This is a genomic window from Sphingopyxis sp., assembly GCF_051861155.1.
In the GTDB taxonomy this organism is placed as follows: domain Bacteria; phylum Pseudomonadota; class Alphaproteobacteria; order Sphingomonadales; family Sphingomonadaceae; genus Sphingopyxis.
In genome coordinates this window covers 330250-349760 of sequence record NZ_JBHYDE010000004.1, presented here as the reverse complement: position 1 = coordinate 349760, position 19511 = coordinate 330250, and the positions used below count along the sequence as shown (strand labels likewise).

General features: G+C 65.5%; 21 protein-coding genes. 13 read left to right on the top strand and 8 right to left on the bottom strand.

The window, feature by feature from the left end; translation table 11 throughout:
* The first annotated feature begins 89 nt into the window (after positions 1–89).
* Entirely contained in the window at positions 90–1433 is a 1344-nt protein-coding gene (locus ACTIFP_RS09845; RefSeq protein ID WP_439568536.1) for a PQQ-dependent sugar dehydrogenase, read from the top strand.
* A 190-nt stretch (positions 1434–1623) separates the two neighbouring features.
* Here the strand turns inward: ACTIFP_RS09845 and dnaN are convergent, their stop codons facing one another.
* Complete coding sequence (gene dnaN / locus ACTIFP_RS09840; RefSeq protein WP_439568535.1) at positions 1624–2739, bottom strand: DNA polymerase III subunit beta; 1116 nt, start codon at positions 2737–2739, stop codon at positions 1624–1626.
* 172 nt (positions 2740–2911) lie between these two features.
* Here dnaN and ACTIFP_RS09835 point away from each other — a divergent pair, with 172 nt between their 5' ends.
* Positions 2912–3409, top strand: a complete 498-nt coding sequence (locus ACTIFP_RS09835; RefSeq protein WP_439568534.1) for a hypothetical protein — start codon at positions 2912–2914, stop codon at positions 3407–3409.
* Positions 3410–3412: 3 nt separating this feature from the next.
* Here ACTIFP_RS09835 and ACTIFP_RS09830 read toward each other — a convergent pair whose 3' ends face one another.
* Positions 3413–4297, bottom strand: coding sequence for a LysR family transcriptional regulator (locus tag ACTIFP_RS09830; protein ID WP_439568533.1), 885 nt, complete (start codon positions 4295–4297; stop codon positions 3413–3415).
* Positions 4298–4448: 151 nt separating this feature from the next.
* Here ACTIFP_RS09830 and ACTIFP_RS09825 point away from each other — a divergent pair, with 151 nt between their 5' ends.
* Positions 4449–4778, top strand: a complete 330-nt coding sequence (locus ACTIFP_RS09825) for a UrcA family protein (protein WP_439568532.1) — start codon at positions 4449–4451, stop codon at positions 4776–4778.
* A 61-nt stretch (positions 4779–4839) separates the two neighbouring features.
* On the opposite strand, the gene ACTIFP_RS09820 is transcribed toward ACTIFP_RS09825, so the two are convergent.
* Both ACTIFP_RS09820 and ACTIFP_RS09815 read right to left on the bottom strand, forming a co-directional pair.
* Positions 4840–5343, bottom strand: a complete 504-nt coding sequence (locus ACTIFP_RS09820) for a hypothetical protein (RefSeq protein WP_439568531.1) — start codon at positions 5341–5343, stop codon at positions 4840–4842.
* An 80-nt stretch (positions 5344–5423) separates the two neighbouring features.
* Positions 5424–6146 (bottom strand): hypothetical protein, encoded by a 723-nt coding sequence (locus tag ACTIFP_RS09815; RefSeq protein ID WP_439568530.1) that lies wholly within the window; start codon positions 6144–6146, stop codon positions 5424–5426.
* Positions 6147–6378: 232 nt separating this feature from the next.
* Here ACTIFP_RS09815 and rlmN point away from each other — a divergent pair, with 232 nt between their 5' ends.
* The 4 genes from rlmN (at position 6379) to ACTIFP_RS09795 (ending at position 9233) form a co-directional block, all read left to right on the top strand.
* Positions 6379–7626 (top strand): 23S rRNA (adenine(2503)-C(2))-methyltransferase RlmN, encoded by a 1248-nt coding sequence (rlmN, locus tag ACTIFP_RS09810; RefSeq protein ID WP_439568573.1) that lies wholly within the window; start codon positions 6379–6381, stop codon positions 7624–7626.
* A 239-nt stretch (positions 7627–7865) separates the two neighbouring features.
* Positions 7866–8324: an outer membrane protein gene (locus ACTIFP_RS09805; protein ID WP_439568529.1), complete on the top strand. Its 459-nt coding sequence runs from the start codon at positions 7866–7868 to the stop codon at positions 8322–8324.
* A 140-nt stretch (positions 8325–8464) separates the two neighbouring features.
* Complete coding sequence (locus ACTIFP_RS09800; RefSeq protein ID WP_439568528.1) at positions 8465–8869, top strand: hypothetical protein; 405 nt, start codon at positions 8465–8467, stop codon at positions 8867–8869.
* A 40-nt stretch (positions 8870–8909) separates the two neighbouring features.
* Positions 8910–9233: a YnfA family protein gene (locus ACTIFP_RS09795; protein ID WP_439568527.1), complete on the top strand. Its 324-nt coding sequence runs from the start codon at positions 8910–8912 to the stop codon at positions 9231–9233.
* Positions 9234–9358: 125 nt separating this feature from the next.
* On the opposite strand, the gene ACTIFP_RS09790 is transcribed toward ACTIFP_RS09795, so the two are convergent.
* Positions 9359–10078 carry an arylesterase gene (locus tag ACTIFP_RS09790; RefSeq protein ID WP_439568526.1) on the bottom strand — a complete coding sequence of 240 codons (720 nt, stop codon included), beginning with the start codon at positions 10076–10078 and terminating at the stop codon, positions 9359–9361.
* 51 nt (positions 10079–10129) lie between these two features.
* Between ACTIFP_RS09790 and ACTIFP_RS09785 the strand changes: the two genes are divergently transcribed.
* Both ACTIFP_RS09785 and ACTIFP_RS09780 read left to right on the top strand, forming a co-directional pair.
* Positions 10130–10801, top strand: coding sequence for an ABC transporter ATP-binding protein (locus tag ACTIFP_RS09785; protein ID WP_439568525.1), 672 nt, complete (start codon positions 10130–10132; stop codon positions 10799–10801).
* Between the two features lie 118 nt (positions 10802–10919).
* A complete protein-coding gene (locus ACTIFP_RS09780) occupies positions 10920–13421 on the top strand; it encodes an ABC transporter permease (RefSeq protein ID WP_439568524.1) in 2502 nt (833 codons plus the stop codon).
* 240 nt (positions 13422–13661) lie between these two features.
* Here ACTIFP_RS09780 and ACTIFP_RS09775 read toward each other — a convergent pair whose 3' ends face one another.
* The 3 genes from ACTIFP_RS09775 to thrS are packed head-to-tail and all read right to left on the bottom strand — an operon-like array spanning position 13662 to position 17283.
* On the bottom strand, positions 13662–14423 hold the full coding sequence (locus ACTIFP_RS09775; protein WP_439568523.1) for a TSUP family transporter: 762 nt from the start codon (positions 14421–14423) through the stop codon (positions 13662–13664).
* Positions 14420–15286 carry a metallophosphoesterase gene (locus ACTIFP_RS09770; RefSeq protein WP_439568522.1) on the bottom strand — a complete coding sequence of 289 codons (867 nt, stop codon included), beginning with the start codon at positions 15284–15286 and terminating at the stop codon, positions 14420–14422. Before ACTIFP_RS09770 ends, ACTIFP_RS09775 begins: the two co-directional genes overlap by 4 nt.
* Entirely contained in the window at positions 15283–17283 is a 2001-nt protein-coding gene (thrS, locus tag ACTIFP_RS09765; RefSeq protein WP_439568521.1) for a threonine--tRNA ligase, read from the bottom strand. Before thrS ends, ACTIFP_RS09770 begins: the two co-directional genes overlap by 4 nt.
* 148 nt (positions 17284–17431) lie before the next feature.
* Between thrS and ACTIFP_RS09760 the strand changes: the two genes are divergently transcribed.
* The 4 genes from ACTIFP_RS09760 (at position 17432) to ACTIFP_RS09745 (ending at position 19488) form a co-directional block, all read left to right on the top strand.
* On the top strand, positions 17432–17860 hold the full coding sequence (locus ACTIFP_RS09760; protein WP_439568520.1) for a MerC domain-containing protein: 429 nt from the start codon (positions 17432–17434) through the stop codon (positions 17858–17860).
* A 91-nt stretch (positions 17861–17951) separates the two neighbouring features.
* Entirely contained in the window at positions 17952–18368 is a 417-nt protein-coding gene (locus ACTIFP_RS09755; RefSeq protein ID WP_439568519.1) for a hypothetical protein, read from the top strand.
* On the top strand, positions 18365–18556 hold the full coding sequence (locus ACTIFP_RS09750; RefSeq protein ID WP_439568518.1) for a helix-turn-helix transcriptional regulator: 192 nt from the start codon (positions 18365–18367) through the stop codon (positions 18554–18556). The genes ACTIFP_RS09755 and ACTIFP_RS09750 overlap by 4 nt, the downstream gene beginning before the upstream one ends.
* A gap of 5 nt (positions 18557–18561) precedes the next feature.
* Complete coding sequence (locus ACTIFP_RS09745; protein ID WP_439568517.1) at positions 18562–19488, top strand: alpha/beta fold hydrolase; 927 nt, start codon at positions 18562–18564, stop codon at positions 19486–19488.
* The last annotated feature ends 23 nt before the right edge of the window (positions 19489–19511 follow it).

The following is a 19511-nucleotide window of genomic DNA, read 5'->3' as shown; positions in this document are numbered from 1 at the left end:
AGGGCGCGCCTGCGGTTAACCCTTTGCTGCTCCGTCCCGCTCGCGTTTCGCCTCTTTGCCGCCGCGCTTCGTCCGTGTAGGTAAGAGCGATGCGCAAGATCCTGAAATATGTCGCCCTCGCCCTGCTGCTGCTGATCGTCGTCGGCGCCGTAACGCTTTACGTCATGTCGCGGCCCGACGTCGCCCGCTTCTCGACCGCCGAACTCAGCGGCCGGGTGCCGGTGATGGCGTCGCAGAAGACCGAAACCTTCCCGACCATCAATGTGCCTGAAGCGACAAGCTGGCCCGCGGGACAGGCGCCGCGCGCCGCGCAGGGGTTGGCGGTCCAGCGCTTTGCCGAGGGGCTCGACCATCCGCGCACCATGCTCGTGCTGCCCAATGGCGACGTGCTGGTCGCCGAATCGCAGAGCCCGCCGCGCGATACCTCGGGGATCGAGGGCAAGGTGATGAGCAATCTGATGACCAAGGGCGGCACCGGTCGCCGCCCGTCGGCCAACCGCATCGCCCTGCTCCGCGATGCCGATGGCGACGGACGGGCCGAGGTCAAGACCGCCTATCTCACCGGGCTGAACTCGCCTTATGGCATGGCGCTGGTCGGTGACACGCTGTACGTCGCCAACACCGACGCGCTGCTCGCCTTTCCCTATATCGCGGGCGAGACGATGATGAGCGGTAAGGGCGAAAAGATCGTCGACCTGCCCGCCAAGGGGACCAATCGCCACTGGACCAAAAGCCTTGTCGCCGCGCCCAACGGCTGGCTCTACATCGGCGTCGGTGCCGACAGCAATATCGGCGAAAAGGGCATGAACCGCGAGTTCCGCCGCGCCAGCGTGCTCGAAGTGCGGCCAGCACAGAAATATATCCGCACCTTTGCCGCGGGCATCCGCAACCCGGTCGGGCTGGGCTTCTATCCGGGCAGCGAGCGGCTGTGGACCGTGGTCAATGAACGCGACATGCTGGGCAGCGATCTGGTCCCCGACTATCTGACCGACGTGACCGAAGGCGATTTTTATGGCTGGCCCTGGTATTATTGGGGCGGTTTCGTCGACCCGCGCGTCGAGCCCGAAGCCGAGGATCGCCGCCAATATGTGAAGCGTCCCGAATATGGACTGGGCGCGCACACCGCGCCGCTGGGGATGACCTTTACCCAGGGTCTCGACCTTGGCGACCGCTGGGCAAACGGCGCGCTGATCGCGCTGCACGGGTCGTGGAACCGCGAACCGGTGGCGGGTTACAGCGTCGTGTTCGTGAAGTTCGGCGCGAACGGCAAACCGGTCGACGCGCTGCCCGTCACCCTGCTCGACCAGTTCCTGGGCAAGGATGGAGAAACCACCCGCGGCCGCCCGGCCGATGTGAAGGTCGCGAAGGATGGCAGCGCACTGGTCGCCGACGACACCGGCGGGGTGATCTGGCGGGTCGCGAAAGCGGGATAAAAATTCCCTCCCCCTTGGATGGGGGAGGCAGCGAGACTTGGAAGCTTGCTTCCTAGTCGCAGCGGTGGGGGTGTGCTTTCGGCCTGACATGACGACGAAAGGACGCGCCGTCACCCTCATCCAACTCCGCCTAATCGCTCTGCGTTAAGGCTCCGTATCCTTCTCCCCATCAAGGGAGAAGGAAATTGGGTCAGACGCGCATCGGCATTAGCACATACAGCGCCGGGCTCTTTTCGCTTTCGCGGATCAGCGTCGGGGCGTTGGCATCGGCGAGGTGCAGTTCGACCGTGTCGCCATCGACCTGACCCAGGATGTCGCTGAGGTAGCGGGCGTTGAAGCCGATTTCCATCGCGTCGCTGTCATAGCCCGCCGCGATTTCTTCGGCCGCGGTGCCATTTTCGGGGCTGGTCACCGACAGCGTGATGCGATCCTTGTCGAGCCCGACCTTGACCGCGCGGGTCTTTTCGCTGGCGATCGTCGAAACGCGGTCGACACCCTGATACAGGCTTTTCGGATCGACCTTGAGCAGCTTGTCGTTCGCGGTCGGGATGACGCGGCTGTAATCGGGGAAGGTACCGTCGATCAGCTTCGAGGTCAGGATCGCATTGCCTAGCTGGAAGCGGATCTTGCTCGCCGACAGGCTGATTTCGACATTGCCCTCAGCTTCGTCGAGCAGCTTGCGGATTTCGGTGACGCATTTGCGCGGCACGATGACGTCGGGCATCGAAGACGCACCCTCGGGACGCGTGACGGTGTAGCGCGCGAGGCGGTGACCGTCGGTCGCCGCGGCCTTGAGCACCGGACCCGACGCGTCTTCGGCGACGTGCAGGAAAATGCCGTTGAGGTAATAGCGCGTTTCCTCGGTCGAGATCGCAAAGCGCGTCTTGTCGATGATCTGGATCAGTTCGGCGACGGGCAGCTCGAAATTGGTCGGCAGATCGCCTTCGGCGATCACCGGGAAATCGTCGCGCGGCAGCGTCGGCAGGTTGAAGTTCGAGCGGCCGGCCTTGACCTGCATCTTGCCCTCGGCGGCGGCCAAGCTGACCTCGGCGCCCTCGGGCAGTTTGCGCGCGATTTCAAACAAGGTGTGCGCCGACACGGTGGTCGTCCCGGCGGTTTCGACCTTGGCGGCGATCGTTTCGACGACCTGCAAGTCGAGGTCGGTCGCCATCAGCTTCAGCTGCCCCGACGCGTCAGCTTCGATCAGGACGTTCGACAGGATGGGAATGGTATTGCGCCGCTCGACCACCGACTGGACATGGCCAAGACTCTTCAACAACACTGCGCGTTCGATCGTCGCTTTCATTCTAATCCGCCATCCCTGTGTTCCGCGGGAGAAGTCCCTGAAAGGACCGCCATCGGAGGCGATTCGTCACCCCGATTCCCGGCCCCTGAAAATGCCCACCTTCCTTAACGCACACGTCGGCACGTGCAAGCCATGCTTGCAAAGCATCCCCAATCGCGCGAACGAAGGCGCGATGCGGCGCTGGGCCTTCCTTTTCACGACATGGGCGGCGCTGCCCGCCGCGGCGGTTGCCGCCGCCCCGACCGCGCTTGGCATTTTCGACGGCTGGGGTGCGTTCCGCGATTCCGCCACGCCGCGCTGCTACGCGCTCGCCGCCCCCTCAGCGACGATCGGGACGCCGCAGGTCAAGGCTTATGCCAGCGTCGGTTACTGGCCGAAATCGCGGATCCGCGGCCAATTCTATATCCGACTGTCGAAAGCGCGCGCGCCGGAACGCGACCTCCGCCTCACTATCGGCAGCCGCCGTTTCATCCTGACCGGCAACGGTGTGCATGGCTGGGCCAGCGACGCGCGGATGGACGCCGCGATCGTCGCCGCGATGCGATCGGCGCCCAGCATGAGCGTTACGAGCAGCACGGCGTCGGGTGGCGCGATCGCCGACACCTATCGCCTGCGCGGTGCCGCCACCGCGATCGACGCCGCGGCGCTGGGTTGCGCGCGGCTCCGGTAATACTCAGGCTTGGCGCGCGAGCTTTGTCAGCTCGACCGCCAGAAAATCGAGCACCAGCCGCACCCGCGGCACATGGCGCAATCGCTCGTGGGTCAGCAGCCACAGCCCCGTCGTATCCTCCTTCTTGGGCGGGATACAGCGGATCAGATCGGGTTCGCGGTCGGCGATAAAGCCGGGCAGGATGGTCAGGCCCATACCCGATCGCACCCCGGCGAGCAGGCCGGTGCCGGTGTCATATTTCATCACCACCGACTCCTCGAGCCCATATTGCCGCAGCCACGCCTGATAGGGTTCCCACACCCCGCCGCCGCCGCCGATGAACGGATGCGCGGCCAGTTGTTCGCGGCTGTGCGGAATGCCGTGACGGTCGGCATAATCGCGGCTGCAATAGACGGTCCACGGGTTGTCGGCGATGCGCCGCCCGACCAGCCCGGCGCCGGTCGGTTGCTTGCTGCTGCGGATCGCGATGTCCGCGGCGCCGCTCTCGAGATCGCGGTGCTCGTCCGACGTGTCCAAATGGATGTGGATACCGGGGTGGACGGCCCGCAGGTCGCGCAGGATCGGCGGCAATATCGTCACCGCAAAAATTTCCATCACCGTCAGGCTGACGGTGCCGCCGGAATCGCGCGACCGCGCCGCCGCCGCCGCGTCAAAGCGGTCGGCGGCATCGCGCACCGCGGCGGCGCTCGCCAGCATCGCGTCGCCGACCGGGGTCAGCGCATATCCCGCCTGCCGCCGTTCGAACAGGTTGAGCCCAGTGGCCGCCTCCAGCGCGGCGATGCGCCGCGCGACGGTCGTCTGGCTGACGCGCAGCGCCTGCGCGGCGGACAGGGTGCTGCCCGTTTCGGCGACTGCCAAAAAGGCTTTGAGGTCGTTCCAATCATACATGCCGCCTTGTGCGTCATAAGCGCCTTCGCGGCATTCTGCAATTTTGCAGAATGGTCGGACAACATCGTTGCTCCTGCCGCGCCGACCGATCGCTTATCTGTCGGATACCGGCTTCCTCCCCTCCCCAACCGCCGGTCGATGGAGACACAAGATGAAAAAGCTTCTGATCCTCGCCGCGCTGGCCGCCGCCCCGGTTAGCCAGCCCGCCCTCGCCCAATCGGCGCCCGCAACGCACAGCGTCGCGGTCCAGCACCGCGACCTCGACCTCAGGACCGAAGCGGGCGCCAAAAGCCTCGACCGCCGCATCTGGCGCGCCGTCGTCGAGGTGTGCGGCACCGCGCCGGATTTCGATCTGAAAGGCAAGAACGACGTCCGGCAATGCCGCGCCGACACACGCCAGCTTGCCTCGGCGCAGGCCGAGCAGGCGATCGCCGACGTGACGCGCGCTCAGCGGATTCAGGTGACGTCGATCCGCAAATAGCCCGCGGATGCCAGCATGGCCGGATAACCATAGATCGCGGGCGTTGCAGCGCAGCGCCCGCTTATTTCAGCAATCCCTGCCCCGGCGCCCAGCGCAGGTCGCAGGCACTTGTCTGGCCCAGCAGGACGCGGCTCCACACCGCCTTGTCGGCGTCATTACCTTTGATCCGCGGCTTGGCCAACGGTTGCCGGTCGAGATAGAGGCCGCTGATGAAGGCGGTGAGCTGCTTGCCCTCGATCAGCCGCGACGCCTTGGAATAGACGACATAGATTTGCGGCAAATGGCCGCGGCGAACGATCGCCTGCGCCCTGGTCGATGCGACCTGCACATCGCCCGCACCGGGCGCCGACAAACCGTTATAGTCGGCAAAAATCCACTGCCCCGCCGGTCCTGAAATCAGCAATTCCACCCCGCTCGACCCGGCGCCGTTGACCTCGGCCTTTTCGCCCGGCTCCAATATGATCGTCGAGTGGCGGGTGCAGATCTTCTGACCCGCAGCCGCGGATGCCGTCTGGGGGGCCAGGACAGCGATTGACAGACTGGTCAGAAAAATCGAACGATACATGCCAGTAACCTCTTTAAAATCGGGAATATTCTGGAAAGCGTCAGCAACGCTGCGCCGCGACACTGATGGTCTTGGGCTGGCTACCCGGGCTTTGCGGATCGTGTTTCGCGCCGTTCCTCGAACTTGACGATCCAGGCGCAGGTGGCTTCGAGCGTTTCGCGCGGTGGCAATTCCGTCGTCCGGGAAAGATGCGCGAGCGAGAGACTACGGCCATCAACTTTAGACAGCGAGCCGGGCCAAAAGATCGGCCCCGCCGTCCCGCTCTCGATGCGGCCCGGAACATAATGCCAACCGGCGGCAAGGGCGCGATCGAGCACCTCCGCTTCACTCAGACAGCGGCCCTTGAACGCCGCCTCCATCGTCGGCGCAACCCCGGTGCCCAGAAAATCGACGGTGAAATCATCCTTGCGTCCCCAATCGCCTTCGCGTCGATGTTGATAGGTCGCGACGATCATTTCCCAATTGTCGCGGCCAACCAGCGCGACCTGATGCGCCGCCTTCACGACATAAAAACTATTCGGTTCCCACTCGTCGCGCCGGGTGAATTTCGGGACACCGAGCGCCTTTTGCAGCCACTCGACACCGGCTTCGCCGCTCGATGCTTCGATCAGGTCGGCAATACGGCGGTTCGCTTCGACAAACCCATAGTCGCATATCGCCTCGCTATTGGTCGACCAGTTGCTGAAGTGCCGGATGGGCTGCTGCCCTTCGACACAGCTGCCGCGGTCCTCGGATAGGGCGGCCGCAGCGGGCGCTGTTGCGGTCGCAACGGCCAGCACCGCGGTCAGGATGAATATCCGCATGAATTTCCCCAGAAAATCGTGGTTCAGCCGCTAATCCGCCGAGACTGAACAGGATATGATCATGATCACAGCATAGGCACCGCGGCCGCCCTGTCAGGCGCCCCATCGCCGCCTCAAGCGCGGTTCGCCGCGATTCGCGCGGCGACAAACGCGGTGTACTAGTGCATCGTGCCTCGCAGATGCATTGGGCATAATTGCACATTTCCCCCTTCCCCCCTATATGGCGCGCATCATGCAGATTCCCGGCCATATCGACCCCGTCACGACGGGCACTGTTCCCTTGCGCGGCGGCAACCGCATCGACCTGATCGGTCTGACGCGCGACGCGATCGGCGGCGTGCTTGTCGAGGCGGGCCTCGATGCGAAAGGTGCGAAGCTTCGCGCCAAGCAGATCTGGCACTGGATGTATCACCGCGGCGTCACCGATTTCGAGGCGATGACAGACATCGCCAAGACGATGCGCCCCTGGCTGACCGACCGTTTCATCATCGGCCGCCCGACGGTGCGCGAGGCGCAGGTGTCGAGCGACGGCACGCGCAAATGGCTGCTCGCCGCCGCCGACGGCCAGGAATATGAGATGGTCTTCATCCCCGACGCCGATCGGGGAACGCTGTGTGTGTCGAGCCAGGTCGGCTGCACCCTCAATTGCCGGTTCTGCCACACGGGCACGATGCGCCTGGTCCGCAACCTTGCTGCGGGCGAGATCGTCGGGCAGGTGATGCTGGCGCGCGATGAACTCGGCGAATGGCCCAAGGGGACGATGGCGGGTTTCGGCCCCGATCCCGAAGATGACGACGACGACGAGGAAGGCGGCAACTACACCGCCGACGGCCGCATCCTGACCAACATCGTGATGATGGGTATGGGTGAGCCGCTGTATAATTTCGACGAGGTCAAAGGCGCGCTGAAGATCGTCATGGACGGCGACGGGCTGGCGCTGTCTCGCCGCCGGATCACGCTGTCGACGAGCGGTGTGGTGCCGATGATGGCGCGCGCGGGCGAAGAGATCGGCGTCAACCTCGCGGTCTCGCTGCATGCGGTGTCGAAGGAAATCCGCGACGAGATCGTGCCGCTCAACCGCAAATATGGCATCGACGAACTGCTGAAAGCGTGCGCCGATTATCCGGGCGCCGGCAATTCGCGGCGTATCACCTTCGAATATGTGATGCTGAAGGACAAGAATGACAGCGACGACGATGCGCGCGAGCTCGTCCGGCTGATCCGCGAATATGGCCTGCACGCGAAGGTCAATCTGATTCCCTTCAACCCCTGGCCGGGCGCGATCTACGAATGTTCGTCGCCCGAGCGGGTGCGCGCGTTCAGCAACCTGATTTTCAAGAGCGGCATCTCGGCGCCGGTGCGCACCCCGCGCGGGCGCGACATCATGGCGGCGTGCGGGCAGCTGAAGAGCGCCGCGACCAAGCCGAGCCGTGCCGAACTCGACCGCATTGCGGACGAAAAACAGGCGGCGCTGGGCTAAACGACGCCCGATCCGGCCCCGCAGGATCGCAATCGCCTCACCTCACATCCGCAGTTAAGCGCCCGATTCCGCGCGCCGCGGCTGCATAGCTATTCTATACCGTGTGGTAAAAATAACACAGGTAAGAAAATTGTCACATAAAGATACTTCCGTTCATTGAAGCGACAGCTGCGAACGCCATTTACGGCGTGGACCACGACCCAAAGGGCGTGGCCGCACAAATGTAGAAGGAACGATAAATGAAAAAATTCGCAGTTGCAGCCGCTCTCCTGACGGCCATCGTTGCAACCCCCGCCATGGCGGCCGAAGGCGGCGAAGGCCGCGTCGAAGTGCGCGGCGGCCTGATCACCGGCAACGGCATCGACGAAGCGACGGCTGGCCTCGCCGCCGGTTATGACTTCGACCTGGGCAGCGCGGCATTTGTCGGCGCCGAAGTCGCGGGCGACAAGGTGCTCGTCGACGGTGCGGACGTCCAGTTCTCGGCCGGCGGCCGCGTCGGCGCCAAGGTTGGCGCGAACGGCAAGGCCTATGTCACCGGTGGCTACACCTTCAGCGACATCGACGATCCCTATGTCGGCGCCGGTTATCAGCACAAGCTGGGCCAGAACCTGTATGCCAAGGCCGAATATCGCCACCAGTTCATCGAGAATTTCGGCGACTTCGACACCTTCGTCGCGGGCGTCGGCTTCGCGTTCTGATCCTTCGGAACAGCAAGCCAGATCAGGAAGGGGCGGCCCGCGGGTCGCCCCTTTTCTTTTGGCCGCCGCCCGCCGCCATCTCCTTGTTCAGTCGATTTTTACCCCTCCGACCTAGGGTGGTCGCCAACGGAGGGTGGGCGATGAAAAATCTTGTTTTCGGTCTGATTGCAGGCACAGCACTCGGAGGTTGTTCGGCCGGCGGCGTCGCGGAAAAAACCTATACGATGCCCGCCGAGGACGCGCGGCGCATTTTGCTGTCGGCCGATTTCGAGCGCGGCATTCTGCCCGGATCGTCGTCGCTGAAGCCGCAGGTCAAGGTGAACTACGAACAAACGCTGGAGTGGCAGGTTCTCGACGACAGCCAGAATGGCAGCGGCTGGTGGTGCCCGCTTGCGATCGAACCGGTGGGCGAAGACGGCAAGACCATCCGCGTCGTCAACCAATGCGCCGGAATGATGTCGGCAGAGCGGAACCGGCATCTGGACGAGCTGGTCGATGCCGCGCTGACCGACCGCGAACCGAAGTTCGAGCAAGCGGCGGGATAACGCCCTTCCCTTTCGGGCGGCGCCGCGCCACGATCGGCGCATGACCGCTCTTGCCTATATCGCCGCCGCGCTCGCCGAGATCGCCGGCTGCTTCGCCTTTTGGGCGTGGCTGCGGCTGGACAAGTCGGTGTGGTGGCTCGCCCCCGGCATGGCGTCGCTGGCACTGTTCGCTTATTTGCTCACGCTGGTCGATGCCGAGCATGCCGGACGCTCCTATGCCGCTTATGGCGGGGTCTATATCGCCGCGGCGTTGCTGTGGCTGTGGGCGGTCGAGGGCGCCAAGCCCGATCGTTGGGATCTGATCGGCGCCGCGGTGTGCCTGGGCGGCGCGGCGATCATCCTGTTTGGGCCGCGCGGGAGTTAACAAACAAGCTTTTTTGCCGTTTGTGCTGAGCTTGTCGAAGCACCGTTCTTCTGTCTTTCCGGCGAAGCAAAAGAAGGGGGCCCTTCGACAAGCTCAGGGCGAACGGGTCTGGAAAATACGACGCGCTACCCCGCGTCGGGCAGCGCCTCCTCCACCAGCGGCGCCAGCGCTTCCGCGACCACCGCCACCCCTTTCGCATTGGGGTGCATATTGTCACCGAGCATCAGCGCTTTTTCGGTGACGACATTGTCGAGGATGAAGGGATAAAAGCTCACCCCATATTTGCCCGCGAGCTCGGGATAGATCGGGTTGAATTTCTTCGCATAATCGCTGCCCAGGTTCGGCGCCGCCATCATCCCCGTCAGCAGCACCGGAATCTCACGCTTTTTCAGCTCGGCCAGCATGGCGTCGAGATTGGCACGGGTCTGGTCGGGACCGATACCGCGCAGCATATCGTTGCCGCCGAGCCCGAGGATCACCAGCGCGGGTTTGGCCTTTGCATTGTCGAGGACATAGGTCAGCCGCTGGCGCCCCGCCGCGGTCGTGTCGCCCGACACCCCGGCGTTCTGCACCCGCGCCACCACGCCATCGGCGGTCAGTGCCGCCTGCAATTGCGGCGACAGCCCTTCCTTTGGCCCCAGCTGATACCCCGCATAGAGGCTGTCGCCGAATGCGATGACGAGCGGCGCGTCGGCGGGAATCACGGGGGCGGTTTTCACCGCGACCTTGTCGTTGGTCGAAGCCGACGGGTTTTCCGCCGATCCGCACGCGGCGAGCGGTTGGCAAAGCGCCAGCGCGCAACCATATATGGCGTAAGCGCGCCATCCGGCCGTTCTCTTTTCCAAAAGGCTCTCTCCTTGCCCGACACTCGACCCCAACCGGTCCTGGCGCCCGATGTGGCGATCGCCGCTCATAATGTGACGCTGACGCTCGGCAGCGACAAGGCCCCCGTCGAAATTTTGCGCGGCGTCGATCTGGAGGTACCCGCGGGCGCCTCGGTCGCGCTGCTGGGGCCGTCGGGATCGGGCAAAAGCTCGCTAATGGCGGTGCTCGCCGGGCTGGAGCGCGCCAATGGCGGCAGCATCCGCGTCGCCGGGCTCGATTTCACGACGATGGACGAGGACGAGCTGGCGCGCGCGCGGCGCGGCCGCATCGGCATCGTGCTTCAGGCCTTCCACCTGCTGCCGACGATGACGGCGCTGGAGAATGTCGCAGTGCCGCTGGAGCTGGCGGGGATCGCCGATCCGTTCGGGCGCGCCGCCGCCGAACTCGAAGCCGTCGGGCTCGGCCATCGCCTGACCCATTATCCGGCGCAGCTTTCGGGCGGCGAGCAGCAGCGCGTTGCGATCGCGCGCGCGATGGCGAGCGAACCCGCGATCATCTTTGCCGACGAGCCGACCGGCAACCTCGACACCACGACCGGCCATGCGATCATCGACCTGATCTTTGCGCGGCGCGCGGCGCTGGGCGCGACGCTGCTCATCATCACCCACGACCCCGAACTGGCCGAGCATTGCGACCGGGTTGTCGTGATGCACGACGGGCGGATTGAGGAATGGGCAGCGTGATGCCGCCCCCCAAGACCGTTCGTGTCGAGCGAAGTCGAAACACGCCTCGTCGTAGCGCTCGCCTGCCGGGTGTCTCGACTGCGCTCGACACAAACGGGATAAGGGAGTCCTTGATCTGATGCTCCCCCTAGCCTCCCTCTGGCGGATCGCGCGCCGCGACTTGGCGACGCGCATCCGCGGCCTGCGCCTGCTCGCGGTCTGCCTGTTCCTCGGCGTCGCGACGCTTGCCGCGATCGGCAGCCTGACCAGCGGCATCACGTCCGAACTCGAAGTGCGCGGGCAGACGATCCTGGGCGGCGACATCGAATTCGGCATCCCGCAGCGGCAGGCGACGGCCGAAGAAATGGCCGGGTTCCGCCGCGTCGGCACACCATCAGCAACGGTGCGGATGCGCGCGATGGCCAATGCGCCGGGCGGCGATGCCTTGCTGTCCGAACTGAAGGCGGTCGACGGCGCCTATCCGCTCTACGGCACGATGCGGCTCGACAGCGGCGCGCGCCGCGGCCCGCCGCCTGCGGGCAGCATCTGGATCGGCCAGGATCTCGCCTCGCGGCTCGACCTGAAGGTCGGCGGCGGCGTCAAATTCGGCGAAACGACGTTCCGGATCGACGGTATCATCGCCGAAGAGCCCGATCGGCTGGGCGAAGGTTTCACCCTCGGTCCCGTCGCGATCATCGGGCTGTCCGACCTGCCCGCGACCCAGCTGATCCAGCCGGGCAGCCTGTACGAAAGCAAATATCGCGTCCGCCTGCCCGCCAGCGCCAACGCGCAAGCGATCGGCAAGGCGCTGACCGCCGAATTCCCCGAAGCGGGCTGGGACATCACCGACAGCAGCAACGGTGCGCCGGGGACGCGGCGCTTCATCGAACGCATGGGGCAGTTCCTGTCGCTCGTCGGCCTCGCCGCGCTGGTCATTGCGGGGATCGGCGTCGGCAATGGCGTGGCAAGTTATCTGGCGGGCAAGCGCCCCGGCCTCGCGACGCTGAAAGTGCTCGGCGCCGATAGCGCAACGGTGCTGCGCATCTATGGTTTGCAGATCCTCGCGGTCGCTGCGGTTTCGATCCTCGCCGGGCTGATCGTCGGCGCGCTGGCGCCGGTTGCGATCGGCGCGATCGCGGGCGATGTCTTGCCGGTTCGCCCCGGTTTCGCGCTCTATCCCCTGCCGCTCGCGGTCAGCGCCGCCTATGGCCTGCTCATCGCCATCGCCTTTGCGTTGCCCCCGCTCGCGGCGACCAAACATATCCCGGCAGCGGGATTGTATCGCGCCACCGTCGACAAGGGCGGACGGATTGACCGTCCCGCGTTGATCGCGGTGGCGGCGGCGCTCAGCGCCATCGTGGCGCTGGCGGTCGGCACCGCGCGCGAGCCGTTGTTCGCGCTGGGCTTTATCGGCGCGGCGATCGGCCTGCTGCTGATCCTCGTCGGGCTCGGCTGGCTGGTGCGCCGCACCGCGAGCCGCCTGCCCCGCCCGCGCCGCCCGCTGTTCCGACTGGCGCTCGCCAATCTGCACCGCCCGGGCGCCGCGACCGGCGCGCTGGTTGTGGCGCTGGGGCTGGGGCTGACGCTGTTCGTCACCCTCGCGGCGATCCAGACCAGCATCACCAACGAAATTTCGCGCACCGTGCCGCAGCGCGCGCCGAGCTTTTTCGTGCTCGATGTGCCGCGCGACGGCGCCGGGCAGTTCCGGTCGATGGTGACCAAGGCCGCACCCGACGCGCAGATCAACATGATCCCGGCGCTGCGCGGCAGCGTTACCGAATTTCGCGGCCAGCGCGTCGACGAGCTCGCCGAATTGCCCGAGGGCGCATGGGTGCTGCGCGGCGACCGCGGGCTGACGTACAGCGCGGTGCCGCCGAGCGGCAGCGAGCTGGTCGGCGGCAGTTGGTGGGCGGCCGATTACAAGGGACCGCCGCTGGTCAGCGTCGAACAGGAGGTTGCCACCTCGCTCAGCCTCAAGATCGGCGACACGTTGTCGGTCAATGTGCTGGGGGTCGAGGTGCAGGCAAAGGTCGCGTCCTTCCGCACCGTGCAATGGGACAATTTCGGGCTGAATTATGTGCTCGTGTTCTCGCCCGGCACCTTTGACGCGGCGCCGCACAATATGGTCGCGACGGTGGCGGTCGATCCGCAAGCAGAAACCGAATTGGCGCGCAGCATCCCGCGCGCCTTCCCCTCGGCATCGCTGATCGCGGTGCGCGATGTCGTGTCGCAGGTTACGACGCTGCTGACCCAGATGAGCCAGGCGATCGCCGCGGCGGCGAGCATCGCGATCCTGGCCGGCATCGCGGTGCTGATCGGCGCGATCGCCGCCAGCCGCGAGCGGCGAGTGTATGACAGCGTGATCCTGAAGCTGCTCGGCGCGTCGCGGAGCCAGATTTTGGGGGCGCAGGCGATGGAATATGCGGTGCTGGCCGCGGTGCTGGCGCTGCTGGCGCTCGGGCTGGGCCTGATCGCGGCGCGCTATGTCGTGGTCAGCCTGTTCGATTTCACCTTTGCTCCTGATCCGCTGATCGTCGGCGTAACGCTGATCGGCGGCGCTGGCCTGTCGTTCCTGATCGGCATCGCGGGCAGCTGGCCGCTGCTGTCGGCCAAACCGGCGCAGGCGCTGCGGAGTTTGTAGGTTTGTCGATCAACCGGGTGCGGCGAGGAGCCCGCTCGGGAATAGCGAGTTCGCACGAAGACACCAAGACACGAAGATGACGCTGGGGCCGACAGGCCTATTTCGGCGTGACCGGCGCAGCCCGTCGCAACATTGGAAAGTGACAGCCGCTTCGCGACAAACACGATCTCTTCGTGTCTTTGTGCCTTTGTGCCTTTGTGCGAACCGCTCTCTTTCGGACCTTGCGCCAAAAAGCCGCCGTCAGTTCAGGATCCGTACCACCGCCGACACCGCGGCCAGCCCCAGCACGACCGCGACCATCGCCTGCCACACATGCGGCGCGACGCGGCCGAAGTGGCGACCGCCGATCCGGTTGCCGACCCACATCGGCGCAAAGAGCAGCAGCGAGAGGATCAGCAACCGCGAGGTGGCGATCCCCACCCACAGCGCCGCGAGCGTGCCCGCTATCGCGGTCGCGAAGAAAATCAGCATCATCGACGCGCGCGCGACGCTGGGCGGGAGCGAGCGGCGCAGATAAAAGGGCACGACCGGCGGGCCAGGCATCGCGGCAAAGCCGGTGAGGACGCCCGACGCGATCCCGGTGCCGCCGATCGCGGCGCGGCCGGGCCGGTGCCCCTCGGGCTGTTTGGGCAGCAGCACCGCGACGAAGGCGCCGACCGCGATCAGGGTGATCAGCAACCGCGCCACGTCTGGCGTCGCCAGATCGAGCGCGATCATGCCGATCGGGGTTGTCGCCATCGCGATCAGCGCGATCGGCACCGCGGTCGACCGGTCGGCATCGGCCACAATGACCTTCAGCCCGACCGGCCCGATCAGCAGTTGCAGCAGGATACCTAGCACCACCGCCTCGCCGGGGGTGATGATCAGGCCGAGCAAGGGCACGAGGATGATCGCCATGCCGAACCCGGTGAGCCCGCGCACATAAGCCGCGCCAAAGGTCATCGCCGCGGCCCCCGCGAGCGTCAGCGGCGCGATGCCGACCAGGCTTTGCAGGTCGGTCATTTGGCCGGTGCCCGTGGTCCCAGCGTCACCAGCCACGCATCGGGCGGGGTGTTGTAACGCAAGGGCAGCAGGCTGGTCCCCAACCCCGCCCCGACGAACACACGCTGACCCTTGTCGGTCATGTCGCCGCACGCGAAGCGGTCGCCGTAGCGCGAGACATAGGTGAGCGCGCCGACGAAGGGGAAGCGGATCTGGCCGCAATGGGTGTGGCCGGCAAAGATCGCGGCGACGGGGCGCTGCACAGCGGGGACGATGTCGGGGCTGTGCGACAGGATCAGCGGGACGCCGGGGCCGAGACGGTCCATGGCCGCCAGCGTCGCCGAAACATCGTCGTGCCCCGAATAATCGTCATCGACCCCGCCGACCACTAGCGGGCCGAGCTTGACCGCCTCATTCTGCAGCACGCGGAGGCCGCGCTTTTCCAGTTCGCTGCGCAGCGCGTCGGCTTTGAACCAATGATCGTGATTGCCCGGCGCGACCACCACCCCCAACGGCGCGCGCAGCTTGCCCAGCGGCGCGACGACCTCGGCGGCGGTGTAGATATGCGTCGCGCTGCGCTTTTCGCTGACCAGATCGCCCGCGATCAGGACCAGGTCGGGGCGCAATCGATTGAGCTGCGCGACAATGCGCGTCAGCCGTCCGGGCGGCATGTCGGGGCCGGCAACATGGATGTCCGACAGCAACAGCAATTTCAGCGGCGGCTGCCCCGCCGGCCAGTCGGCGACCGCGACCGTCGCGGTGCGGACCACCGGATCGCGCGTCGCGTTCCAATAGCCTTTGGCGAGTAGCGCCGCGCCGAGCAGCGCCAGCAGCAACAGCCAGCGCAGCCACCGGCGCGGGCGACGTTCGGACGCGGCGATCAACGGCGCAGGTCGGGGGGCGTCGCTTCACCCTGAAGCAGCGCGATCGCCTCGGCGAGCGGCATGATGCGCTGGCCTTCCTGCCCGAGGGTGCGGATCGCGACCGTGCCTTCGTCGGCCTCGCGCTTGCCGACGACGAGCAGGTGCGGAACCTTGGCGAGGCTGTGTTCGCGGACCTTGTAGTTGATCTTTTCGTTGCGCAGGTCGCTTTCGACGCGCACCCCCACAGCCGCCAGCTGCGCCGTGACGTCCTTCGCATAGTCATCGGCGTCGGACACGATCGTCGCGACCACCGCCTGCACCGGCGCCAGCCACACCGGCAATTTGCCCGCGAAATGCTCGATCAAAATGCCGATGAAGCGTTCGTAGCTGCCAAAGATCGCGCGGTGCAGCATCACCGGGCGGTGGCGCTCGCCATCCTCGGCAATATACGACGCGTCGAGGCGATCGGGCAGCACGCGGTCGGACTGGATGGTCCCGACCTGCCACGTCCGGCCGATCGCGTCGGTCAGATGCCATTCGAGCTTGGGCGCATAAAAAGCACCCTCGCCCGGCAGTTCTTCCCAGCCATAGTCGGGGGTGTTCAGCCCTGCGGCGGCGACCGCGGCGCGCAACTCGGTTTCGGCCATGTCCCACATCGCTTCGGTCCCGAACCGCTTTTCGGGGCGGAGCGCGAGCTTGATCGAATAGGTGAAGCCGAATTCCTTGTAGATGCGGTCGGCAAGCGCGCAGAAAGCCTGCACTTCGCTGACGATCTGGTCTTCGCGGCAGAAAATATGCGCGTCGTCCTGGGTAAACTGGCGCACCCGCATCAGCCCGTGCAGCGCGCCATGCGGTTCGTTGCGGTGACAACAGCCATTTTCATAAAGTCGGAGCGGCAGGTCGCGGTACGACTTCATCCCCTGGCGGAAAATCAGCACATGCGCCGGGCAGTTCATCGGCTTGAGCGCCATCCACTCGGCGTCATCCGACACGATCGGGCCTTCATCCTCGACGTTCGGCACCTCGTCGGGGATCACGAACATATTCTCGCGATATTTGCCCCAATGGCCCGACTGCTCCCACTGGCGCGCGTCCATCACCTGCGGCGTCTTGACCTCGCGGTACCCCGCGCCGTCGATCGCGCGGCGCATATAGGCCTCGAGCTCGCGCCAGATCATATAGCCCTTGGGGTGCCAGAACACCGAACCATGCGCCTCGGACTGAAGGTGGAACAGGTCCATCTCCTGCCCCAGCTTGCGGTGGTCGCGCTTTGCGGCTTCCTCGAGCCGCACCAGATGTTCGGCGAGCTGCTTCTTGTTGAGCCAGCCGGTGCCGTAGATGCGGCTGAGCTGGGCATTTTTCTGATCGCCGCGCCAATAGGCGCCCGACACGCGCGTCAGCTTGAACGCAGCGGGGTCGAGCTTGCCCGTCGAGGCGAGGTGCGGGCCGCGGCACATATCCATCCAGCCGTCACCGCTGCGATAGACAGTCAGTTCCTCGTTCGCCGACAGCTCGGCGGCCCACTCGGCCTTGAACGTCTCGCCATCGGCCTGCCATTTGGCGATCAGCCGATCGCGCTCCCACACTTCGCGCGTCAGCGGCAGGTCGGCAGCTATAATCCGCCGCATCTCTTCCTCGATCAGCGGCAGTTCCTCGTCGCGAAACGGGCCATGTTCCGCGGTCGGCGCAAAGTCGTAATAGAAGCCGTCGCCGGTCGACGGGCCGAAGGTGATCTGCGTTCCCGGGAACAGGTTTTGCACCGCTTCGGCGAGGACGTGCGCATAATCGTGGCGCGCCAGCTCAAGCGCATCGGCCTCGTCGCGGCTCGTCACCAGCGCCAGGTTGGTGTCTTCCTCCAGCGGGCGCATGATGTCGCGCAGCTCGCCGTCGATTTTCGCGGCGAGCGCGGCCTTGGCGAGGCCGGGTCCGATGTCGGCGGCGATCTGCGCCGGGGTAGTCCCGCGTACGACGTCCCGGGCAGAGCCATCGGGAAGGGTGACGCGGATCATCTGGGACATCGAAACTATAGCCTTTCTGGGCAAAATTGCCGGGTTCCTTTGCCAGCATGAACCCCCAGCGGCAAGGGGCGGATTCACAATCGGACTTGCAATGATACATTGTATCACTATCTCGCCGCACAACCCCTCCCGCGAAAGTTTCCTGATCATGTGCATCCCCGCCGCGCGCCCGCGCCTTGCCGACCTGATGGGTATCGGCCTGTCGCTGACGTGCCTCGTCCATTGCCTGGCGCTGCCGCTGCTGATCCTGTTCGCGCCCGCGCTCAGCCGCTGGGTCGCTGCGCCGGAATGGATGCACACCGCTATCTTGTTGCTGGCGCTGCCCGCAGCGGTGGCGGCGATGCTGGCCGGATGGCGGCGTCATACACGGGTCGTACCAGCCGCGGCCGCAGCGGCGGGGCTTGGTCTGCTTGCGGCGGCCTTGGCGGCACATGAGGGATGGATTGCCGTCGCCGACCGCGAGATCGCGGACCGGCTGCTGACCTCGGTCGGCGCGCTCACCCTGGCGCTGGCGCATCTGCTGAACTGGCGCTGGGGCCATCGCGCCATGACAGGGGCGAAAGGGCAAACTGACTAGCGACATTGTCACTATGCAAAGCGTCCTTGACACTATCATATCCCGCAAGTAAAGTGTCCTTGTCAATTTATGGAGGCTCCTTGACATGGCGATGTACAAAAGTCCTGCGACCCGTCGCTACATGATCCGCATGGCGGTGCTGATGAGCGTCTATCTGATCGCATTGTTCGCCGCGGTGCGGATTTTTCGCCATACCGACATTGCCGGTGTCCCTGCCTATGCGCTGGCGATCGCGCCCGCGCTGCCGATCATCGGCGTGTTCTGGGCGGTGATGCGGTTTCTGATCGAGGAGCCCGACGAATTCATCCGCATGTTGCTCGTCCGCCAATGTCTGGTTGCGACGGGGTTTTGCCTGACCGTGATGACGATCTGGGAGTTTTTACAGAATTTCGATCTCTTGCCGCCGGGCAACGGTGGGTTCGGGGCCGCATTTTTCTGGTTCGCCGGGCTGGGCATCGGCGCGATCTATAACAAGGTTACGATGGGGACGATCGGCAACTGTGCATGAAGAACCGCCTGAAAGTCCTGCGCGCCGAGCGTGACTGGAGCCAGGGCGACCTGGCCGAACGATTGCAGGTATCGCGCCAGTCGGTCAACGCCATCGAGACGGGCAAATACGACCCCTCGCTCCCCCTCGCCTTTCGCATCGCCGACTTGTTCGGCCTGTCGATCGAAGAAATATTCCACCGAGATTGAACGCCATGAAACGACGCACTTCCTTTGCCGCCTTCTTCATTCTGTTGGTCGGCCTGATCGTGAGCCGCGCCGACGCCGCCGAGCCCTGCCCAGCCGGGCTGGCCGAGGGCAAACGCATCACCGTGCTGGTCGAGGGCGATGGCCCTGACGTCGTGCTGATCCCCGGCCTGTCGACTTCGCGCGCGGTGTGGGACGCCACCGCCAAGCGGCTGCAAGCCAGCTATCGGCTGCACCGCGTCCAGATCCGCGGCTTTGGCGACGCTGCCGGGGTCAATGCCGAAGGGCCGGTGCTCGAACCGATAATGCGCGAAGTTGCCGATTATATCGACGATTGCATCACCGATCGGGGCCGCGCGGCGCCCGCGATCATCGGCCATTCGATGGGCGGGCTGACCGGATTGATGATCGCGGCGCGCGCGCCGGGCGAGGTCGGCCGGCTGATGATCGTCGATGCGCTGCCCTTTATCGGCACCCTGTTCAATACCGCGGCGAGCGTGGAGAGCATGCGGCCGCAAGCCGAGCAAATGGCGGCGATGATGCGCGCGCAACATGGCCAGCCCGCACCGACCGCGCCGGTGAGCGATCCCGGCCCGGTCAGCATGGTCGGCGGCATGTCCAACCAGCCCGCCGGGCGCACCGCGATCCTTGGCTGGATGCGAACCGCCGATGCGCGGGTGACGGCGCAGGTGTTGCACGACGTGATGACCACCGACATGCGCGGCGAACTGGCCGCGGTGACCGCGCCGGTAACTTTGCTCTATGCACAGGACGACAGCCTGATGACGGGCGAGCGCGCCAAGGCCGCGTTCGAGCCGCAATATGTCGGGGTGCCGAAATTCAGCGCGCAGATGGTGGCTGGCAGCCGCCACTTCATCATGCTCGACCAGCCCGAAACCTTTGCCAAGGCGGTCGACGACTTCCTTGCCGATTGAGCGTCCAACCGCCCCCTGCCCTT

Excerpts from the sequence above, each read along its gene's own strand:
- ACTIFP_RS09795 (WP_439568527.1), top strand. The coding sequence starts at position 8,910 with ATGACCGCTCTTGCCTATATCGCCGCCGCGCTCGCCGAGATCGCCGGC.
- ACTIFP_RS09830 (WP_439568533.1), bottom strand. The coding sequence starts at position 4,297 with ATGTATGATTGGAACGACCTCAAAGCCTTTTTGGCAGTCGCCGAAACG.
- ACTIFP_RS09755 (WP_439568519.1), top strand. The coding sequence starts at position 17,952 with ATGTACAAAAGTCCTGCGACCCGTCGCTACATGATCCGCATGGCGGTG.
- ACTIFP_RS09745 (WP_439568517.1), top strand. The coding sequence starts at position 18,562 with ATGAAACGACGCACTTCCTTTGCCGCCTTCTTCATTCTGTTGGTCGGC.
- ACTIFP_RS09825 (WP_439568532.1), top strand. The coding sequence starts at position 4,449 with ATGAAAAAGCTTCTGATCCTCGCCGCGCTGGCCGCCGCCCCGGTTAGC.
- dnaN (WP_439568535.1), bottom strand. The coding sequence starts at position 2,739 with ATGAAAGCGACGATCGAACGCGCAGTGTTGTTGAAGAGTCTTGGCCAT.
- ACTIFP_RS09835 (WP_439568534.1), top strand. The coding sequence starts at position 2,912 with ATGCGGCGCTGGGCCTTCCTTTTCACGACATGGGCGGCGCTGCCCGCC.
- ACTIFP_RS09815 (WP_439568530.1), bottom strand. The coding sequence starts at position 6,146 with ATGCGGATATTCATCCTGACCGCGGTGCTGGCCGTTGCGACCGCAACA.
- ACTIFP_RS09805 (WP_439568529.1), top strand. The coding sequence starts at position 7,866 with ATGAAAAAATTCGCAGTTGCAGCCGCTCTCCTGACGGCCATCGTTGCA.
- ACTIFP_RS09760 (WP_439568520.1), top strand. The coding sequence starts at position 17,432 with ATGTGCATCCCCGCCGCGCGCCCGCGCCTTGCCGACCTGATGGGTATC.
- thrS (WP_439568521.1), bottom strand. The coding sequence starts at position 17,283 with ATGTCCCAGATGATCCGCGTCACCCTTCCCGATGGCTCTGCCCGGGAC.
- ACTIFP_RS09820 (WP_439568531.1), bottom strand. The coding sequence starts at position 5,343 with ATGTATCGTTCGATTTTTCTGACCAGTCTGTCAATCGCTGTCCTGGCC.
- ACTIFP_RS09750 (WP_439568518.1), top strand. The coding sequence starts at position 18,365 with ATGAAGAACCGCCTGAAAGTCCTGCGCGCCGAGCGTGACTGGAGCCAG.
- ACTIFP_RS09775 (WP_439568523.1), bottom strand. The coding sequence starts at position 14,423 with ATGACCGACCTGCAAAGCCTGGTCGGCATCGCGCCGCTGACGCTCGCG.
- rlmN (WP_439568573.1), top strand. The coding sequence starts at position 6,379 with ATGCAGATTCCCGGCCATATCGACCCCGTCACGACGGGCACTGTTCCC.
- ACTIFP_RS09800 (WP_439568528.1), top strand. The coding sequence starts at position 8,465 with ATGAAAAATCTTGTTTTCGGTCTGATTGCAGGCACAGCACTCGGAGGT.
- ACTIFP_RS09845 (WP_439568536.1), top strand. The coding sequence starts at position 90 with ATGCGCAAGATCCTGAAATATGTCGCCCTCGCCCTGCTGCTGCTGATC.
- ACTIFP_RS09780 (WP_439568524.1), top strand. The coding sequence starts at position 10,920 with ATGCTCCCCCTAGCCTCCCTCTGGCGGATCGCGCGCCGCGACTTGGCG.